Source organism: Microcoleus sp. BM001215392, from assembly GCF_036700185.1.
GTDB lineage: Bacteria > Cyanobacteriota > Cyanobacteriia > Cyanobacteriales > Microcoleaceae > Microcoleus.
Window position 1 is genome coordinate 1 of the sequence record NZ_JAUBOJ010000626.1, and the last position, 2,366, is coordinate 2,366.

Genomic DNA, 2,366 nt, shown 5'->3' on the forward strand with positions numbered 1-2,366 from the left:
CCATAATTTTTACTCAGCGTTAGCTGAGTAAATTTGTGCTTAGTCTAAACTCCAATTGTCTCCGTTGAGCTGAAATACCCAGTTCTGTTGTTTCGTTGGTTGCATTTCTGCTTCGCCTTTCGGGTGATGTTTGCTTTGAAAATGCTCCTGAAACTTGTCACTGGCAATAGTGTTTCACCCTCAGAAACTAGGCAATGTTCTATTTGCCAAACCGCTTAGAACTAGCGAATCCTATTGGGGTTTTGACCTCAGGTAGCGTAGATCTCAAGGATCTTATTCTGGCGTAGCAGGGTTTTTATCCCTGGGGTAAACTGGAAACTCCGATTTACTCCATTTCTTTGCTACTCTATGTTAATATTCTGGAATTGACACAATTGCACTACTGCTAGCGAACACTCTACGGCAAGTCCAACATATCCTGAATCTGACTATTGGAATCCTAGACCATCATTTGACATCCACCGGGTGCGTAAACGCACTCTTGATTCCCAAGCATCGCTACTTAGGTTTCTGCTTCCTTCCCCCAGGGGGTTTCGCACCTGCCTTAACAGATTTACTCTGTTCGGGTCTTACGGTCGCTCCACAGACGCTCCACGGCAAGCCCTGCCGCCAAAATGTTTTTTGCCGCATTGATATCTCGGTCATGGTGCGTCCCACACTTGGGGCAATTCCATTCCCGGATATTCAACGGCATTTTTTCAACGATGTGTCCACAGTTTCCACACCGCTTTGAACTCGGAAACCATCTGTCAATCTTGATTAAAGTACGACCGTACCAGTCACACTTGTATTCAAGTTGCCTGACTAATTCGCCCCAACTTGCATCACTAATGGAAGCGGCTAGTTTGGGATTTTTAATCATATTCTTCACAGCTAAATTCTCAATGGCAATCGTTTGGTTTTCGCGCACCAATCGAGTGGTTAGCTTGTGAAGGTTATCTTTTCTTGCATCAGCGATCTCTTGATGCACTCGCGCTACTTTAAGTCGCGCTTTGTGACGGTTGTTAGATCCTTTTTGCTTTCGACTTAAAGATTTCTGTGCTCGGGTGAGTTTGCGATATTTTGCCTTGAATCCTTGGGGATTGACAATCTTTTCACCACTGCTGGTCGTGAGCAAACTAGCAATTCCCAAGTCGATGCCCACTTGAGAGTCTGACTTAGGTAAAGTCTTAATTTCAACATCTACCAGCAGGGATACTGACCATCTACCAGATGGTGCAAGCTTCACCGTAATGGTTGATGGAACCCCGCCCATAGGTAGCTCCGGCTCCAACGAATAGGCAACGCTTGGGTGCATTTTGCTAGGTAGACTTGTCCATCCTTAAACTTAAATGCCGACTTGGTGAACTCTGCACTACCACCGTTTCGCTTCTTCTTGAAGTTGGGATACTTTGCCCGCCCGTCAAAAAACTTGGTGTAAGCAGTTTGTAGGTGACGCAAACACTGCTGTAAGGGTACGCAGCTAACTTCATTCAGAAAATCTAGTTCTTCTGTTTTCTTCCATTCGGTTAGCATGGAGGAGGTTTCAGCGTAACCTACCCGTTTAAGCTCTGTGTACCATGCTTGGGTTCTTGCAGCTAAAGCACGGTTGTAGACCAAGCGGGTGCAACCGAGCGTGCGTCGCAACAAACTCTCTTGTTCCGGGGTTGGGTAGAATCGGTAGCTGAAGGCTCTTAATGTCATACTCACCTTTTGGCGTTCCCTTCACACTCTAGCACTTGTAGTGTGAAAGGGCGGTTTTTAACAAAAATTTATGTAAAGCCGTCCTAAAAGGACAGGGTTTCCAACCCCCTTTTTGAGATGAATTTAGCCGATTTAACCTAACGAACGCATGGAAGCAAGAGGGAATCCGAGATGCCTTTCAAACTCCCATATGAGGTACTCATGGGCATAGGGCATAGGTCTCCGTGGGCATAGGGCATACCTCACTTTTTTGAGAAAGGCTATAAATATATTTTCCCAAACAAAAAGCGCCCCTATTTCTAGGGGCGCTTTCTGTTTATCTCAAGTTAAAAATTAACCGTTGATGGAAGGAGCAACCAATGCAACTGGAGTTGTTTCGCCAGCGGCCAAGTCGAGTGGGAAGTTGTGAGCGTTGCGCTCGTGCATGACTTCCATACCCAAGTTAGCGCGGTTGATGACATCAGCCCAGGTGTTGATGACGCGACCTTGTGAGTCGATAATCGATTGGTTGAAGTTGAAACCGTTCAAGTTGAATGCCATTGTGGAAATACCCAAAGCGGTAAACCAAATGCCAACTACTGGCCATGCGCCTAACAAGAAGTGCAAGGAACGGCTGTTGTTGAATGAAGCGTATTGGAAAATCAAACGACCGAAGTAGCCGTGGGCTGCAACGATGTTGTAGG

Annotated in this window: 2 pseudogenes; both read right to left on the bottom strand. The window is 46.1% G+C overall.

The window, feature by feature from the left end:
* Window positions 1-498: 498 nt before the first annotated feature.
* Window positions 499-1,683 (bottom strand): annotated as a pseudogene (locus QT974_RS33530) (RNA-guided endonuclease InsQ/TnpB family protein).
* A 333-nt stretch (window positions 1,684-2,016) separates the two neighbouring features.
* A pseudogene (locus QT974_RS33535) lies at window positions 2,017-2,366 on the bottom strand (photosystem II q(b) protein); the annotation flags it as partial.